Origin of the sequence: Aeromonas sp. HMWF015, assembly GCF_963878965.1 — a bacterium.
GTDB lineage: Bacteria > Pseudomonadota > Gammaproteobacteria > Enterobacterales > Aeromonadaceae > Aeromonas > Aeromonas veronii.
This window is the reverse complement of sequence record NZ_CAWNZT010000407.1, coordinates 1-3,765: the sequence shown is the minus strand read 5'-3', so window position 1 is coordinate 3,765 and position 3,765 is coordinate 1. Positions and strand designations below refer to the sequence as shown.

The following is a 3,765-nucleotide window of genomic DNA, read 5'->3' as shown; positions in this document are numbered from 1 at the left end:
GCTCTCGGTGGTCGCCCAGATCCTGATGACCCGCAAATACGTGGAAAACTGGATCCTCTGGGTCGTCATCAACATCATCAGTATCGGTGTCTATGCCGCGCAGGGCGTCTACGCCATGTCGCTCGAATACCTGATCCTGCTGTTTATCGCCGCCAACGGCACCCGCCTCTGGGTGATTGCCGCCAAGCGCCAGCCACAAGGTCTGTAAGCCATGACTCTGTTACCCCATCTCCAGTGCCGCCCCGACCAGATTGCCGAGCGGGTGGTACTGTGCGGCGACCCGGCCCGGGTCGATCGCATCGCCAGCCAGCTCGAACAGTGTGAGGTGCTGGGGCAAAACCGGGAGTTTCGCCTCATCAACGGATCCTATCAGGGGCAGCCCATCACGGTTTGCAGCACCGGCATTGGCGGCGCGTCGGCCATCATCGCGCTGGAGGAGCTGGTGCAAGCCGGTGCCCACTCGCTCATTCGGGTCGGCTCCGCCGGTGCCCTGCAGCACGACATCGGCCTTGGCGACCTTATCGTGGTGGAAGGGGCGGTACGCAATGAGGGCACCTCGCAGGCCTATCTGCCCGCCGAGTACCCCGCCTGCGCCGATATCTGGCTGCAGGCCGCCTTGCTCAACCATGTGGCAACCGGCAGCCAGCCTCATTGGCACGGGCTGGTACGCTCCCACGACAGCTTCTATCGAGATGATGAGCAGGAGGTGTGCCGCTACTGGCATGCCCGTGGCGTGCTCGGCGCTGACATGGAGACCGCAGCCCTGCTGACCGTGGGTCGCCTGCGCAAGGTGCGGGTTGCAGCCGTGCTCTGCAACGTAGTGCTGTTCGAGCAGGATGTGCAACAAGGGGTGGCGGATTACGCCAGCGCCGAACAGGCGATGATGGCCGGTGAGCAACACGCCATCGCGGCCGCCCTCCACGCTCTGGTGCAATAAAGCGCAAACCGTTAACTGCGGCACATCCGCTACCGTGCGGGCTGGTATCCGGCCCGCACTCTTGCTAGCCTCATGGCCCTCGTCATCCGGTGCGACAGGCAAGTCATGCAGCAACAGCCCTACCCCCTCGGCCGTTTTCACGCCGAACTCCAGCAGCTTGAACCCCGCTTTGCCGCGGCGCTCGACGCCTGCACCCTGTTTCTGCGCCGTTACCTACCGGGCGAATTGATCATGCGGCAGGGGGAGCAGAGCGAGCAGCTCTATCTGGTCGAACATGGCCGGGTCTCCCTCAACAGCACGGTACACTCTGGCCGCATCTTCCAGCTCGGCGAAATTGAGTGCCACAGCCAGATCTTCGGTGAGATGGAGTTCTTCAGCGCCACCCCGGTGCAATGGAACGTGGTGGCCGAGACCGAGCTGGATGCCCGGGTCATCTGCGCCCACAAGCTGGCCCAGCGGCTGCTGGCCGAACCCGAGCTGACCCTGTTCTTTGCCGCCGCGCTTGCCAGCGACTATCTCGATACCCTGGAGATCACCACCAGCCGACTGCTCCACCCCATCGCCTACAACATCGCCTATGAGCTATGGCGTGAGCGCCAGCGCACTCCGATGCTGGGATCGCGCAAGCGGGCCCACGAGGCAGCACGCTTCGGCACCACAGAGCGGGTCTACCGCCGCGCCCTCAAGGAGCTGGTCGAGCAGGGCATAGTCGCCGACGGCAGCGACGGCCCCGTCATCGCCGATCTGGCCAAGCTGCGCGCCTATCTCGATCTTTGATTTCCATTAACCTCATTTCAATTCACCCAGTCAGGAGTCACCATGTCTGCCCATCCCTATCCCGAATTCACTTTCTTCAGCCGCTTCGTCGCCGACATTCAGGCGGGCCGCAAGACCATCACCATCCGCGACGAGAGCGAGGCCAACTGGCAGCCCGGCCAACGTCTGGCGCTGTTCACCAACCCGGAACACCAGCCCTTTGGCACCATAGAGGTGCTCTCCGTCAATGCTGTAGCCTTCGATGAACTGAACGACGAGCACGCCCGTCAGGAGAACATGACCCTTACCGAGCTGAAAGATGTGATCAGGAATATCTACCCCGCCCTGCCGCCGCTCTATGTGATTGAATTCAAACTGATTGCCTGAGCCGGATTTGGCCTTTGCCGAGCAATATGTTAATAGTGTGCTCTTTTGAATCAAGAGGTGACCCGAGTGTTTGAGATAGCGAGCCTGAAAGAGGGGATGATGCACGGGGTCGAGCTGTTCCAGCTGCTGCTGGAGATTATCTCCATCGCCTGTGTGGTCATTGGCCTCTTTAAAACTCTCTGGCTGGCGGCGCGGGTGCGGGATCACCAGCCCGGCTTTCCGCGTATTCGCCTCTGCTTTGGCAGCTGGCTGATCCTGGCGCTGGAGTTCCAGCTGGCCGCCGACATCCTGGCCACCACGGTGGCGCCGAGCAAGGAGGAGCTGATCCGCCTTGCCATCATCGCAGTGATCCGCACCTTCCTGAACTACTTCCTCGGCAAAGAGCTGGAGGCGCAAGCGGAACGCCAACAAGAACCAAACGCCGAGCAGGCCGGAGCCACCCGATAACACGTTATGCCAAAAGGCATATGAGCAGCACGCCATCCCGACCACGCCCGTGGCTCGGGATGGCACCTTTGTGACTCTCCCCTCACTTTTGAAAACCAGCCAATAATGGAACCCTTTTCAAGGGCCGCCGGAAGCTGTTGATGCCCTGCTCATCTGCGTAAGATGGAAAGCCTCTTCCCCAACCGGCCACGCTGATGAACCCGCACACTTTCCACCCCCCCGCCATCGACCTCGATAGCTGCGTCATCTACCAGATCTATCCCATGAGTTTTCAGGACAGCGATGGCGACGGCATGGGCGATATCAACGGCATTCGCCAGCGCCTCGACTATCTGGTGCAGCTGGGTGTTGACCTGATCTGGCTCACCCCCATCTATCGCTCCCCCAAACGGGACAACGGCTACGATGTGGCAGACTACCGCGCCATCGACCCTGCCTTCGGCACCCTGGCCGAGATGGAGCTGCTGATAGCCGACGCGGCCGCTCACGGCATCGGCATCATGATGGATATCGTTGCCAACCACACCTCCACCGAGCACGAGTGGTTTGTGAAAGCGCTGGCGGGGGATCCCCGTTATCAGGAGTACTACGTGTTTCGCGACCAAGCCTTCGTCGACGCTCACCCAGTCACCTCGATTTTTGGCGGCAGCGGCTGGCAGTATGTGCCTGAGCTCAATCGCTACTACCTGCACAACTTCGATGCGAGTCAGGCCGATCTGGACTGGGACAACCCGGCGGTGCGCGCCGAGATGGCGGCGGTGATCAACTTCTGGCTGGGCAAAGGGATCAAGGGATTTCGCTTCGATGTGATCGACATGGTGAGCAAGGAGTGGGACCGACTTGCCATGAGCAATGGCCCGCGCCTGCACGACTATATTCGCGAGCTCAATGTTGCAAGCTTCGGCGGCAAGGGGATCATCACGGTAGGGGAAACCTGGGGTGCCGATCTCGCCCATATACAGCGCTACTCCCACCCGGATGGCAGCGAGTTCAGCATGGTGTTCAACTTCGAGCATCTGGGGCTGGGCAGTGACAAGTGGTCATCCCGCTTCGACCCTCTCGCCTTCAAGCGAGCCATGGCCCGCCACCAGCAAGGGCTGCACGGGCGTGGCTGGAACAGCCTGTTTCTCGGCAACCACGACCTGCCCCGCGCCGTCTCTCGCGTTGGCGATGACAGGCCAGAGTGGCGGGAAACCAGCGCCAAGCTGTGGTCCATGGTGCTGCACATGATGCAGGGC

The 3,765-nt window shown here is 61.4% G+C and carries 6 protein-coding genes; all 6 read left to right on the top strand.

What is annotated here, in order from left to right; all coding sequences use genetic code 11:
* A partial coding sequence (gene pnuC, locus AACS18_RS20860; RefSeq protein ID WP_181363348.1) for a nicotinamide riboside transporter PnuC occupies nucleotides 1–208 on the top strand: 208 nt, incomplete at its 5' end.
* A 3-nt stretch (nucleotides 209–211) separates the two neighbouring features.
* Nucleotides 212–937, top strand: coding sequence for a nucleoside phosphorylase (locus AACS18_RS20855; protein WP_108613202.1), 726 nt, complete (start codon nucleotides 212–214; stop codon nucleotides 935–937).
* A 105-nt stretch (nucleotides 938–1,042) separates the two neighbouring features.
* Nucleotides 1,043–1,714 carry a Crp/Fnr family transcriptional regulator gene (locus tag AACS18_RS20850; RefSeq protein ID WP_108613201.1) on the top strand — a complete coding sequence of 224 codons (672 nt, stop codon included), beginning with the start codon at nucleotides 1,043–1,045 and terminating at the stop codon, nucleotides 1,712–1,714.
* Nucleotides 1,715–1,756: 42 nt separating this feature from the next.
* Nucleotides 1,757–2,080, top strand: coding sequence for a N(4)-acetylcytidine aminohydrolase (gene yqfB, locus AACS18_RS20845; protein ID WP_108613200.1), 324 nt, complete (start codon nucleotides 1,757–1,759; stop codon nucleotides 2,078–2,080).
* A gap of 66 nt (nucleotides 2,081–2,146) precedes the next feature.
* Complete coding sequence (locus AACS18_RS20840; protein WP_083221023.1) at nucleotides 2,147–2,527, top strand: DUF1622 domain-containing protein; 381 nt, start codon at nucleotides 2,147–2,149, stop codon at nucleotides 2,525–2,527.
* Nucleotides 2,528–2,721: 194 nt separating this feature from the next.
* Nucleotides 2,722–3,765, top strand: a 1,044-nt coding sequence (locus AACS18_RS20835) for an alpha-amylase family glycosyl hydrolase (RefSeq protein ID WP_258228783.1), incomplete at its 3' end; no start/stop codon positions are given.

What these genes read in the sequence shown, in the direction of transcription:
- AACS18_RS20855 (WP_108613202.1), top strand. Translation starts at nt 212, where the DNA reads ATGACTCTGTTACCCCATCTCCAGTGCCGCCCCGACCAGATTGCCGAG.
- AACS18_RS20850 (WP_108613201.1), top strand. Translation starts at nt 1,043, where the DNA reads ATGCAGCAACAGCCCTACCCCCTCGGCCGTTTTCACGCCGAACTCCAG.
- yqfB (WP_108613200.1), top strand. Translation starts at nt 1,757, where the DNA reads ATGTCTGCCCATCCCTATCCCGAATTCACTTTCTTCAGCCGCTTCGTC.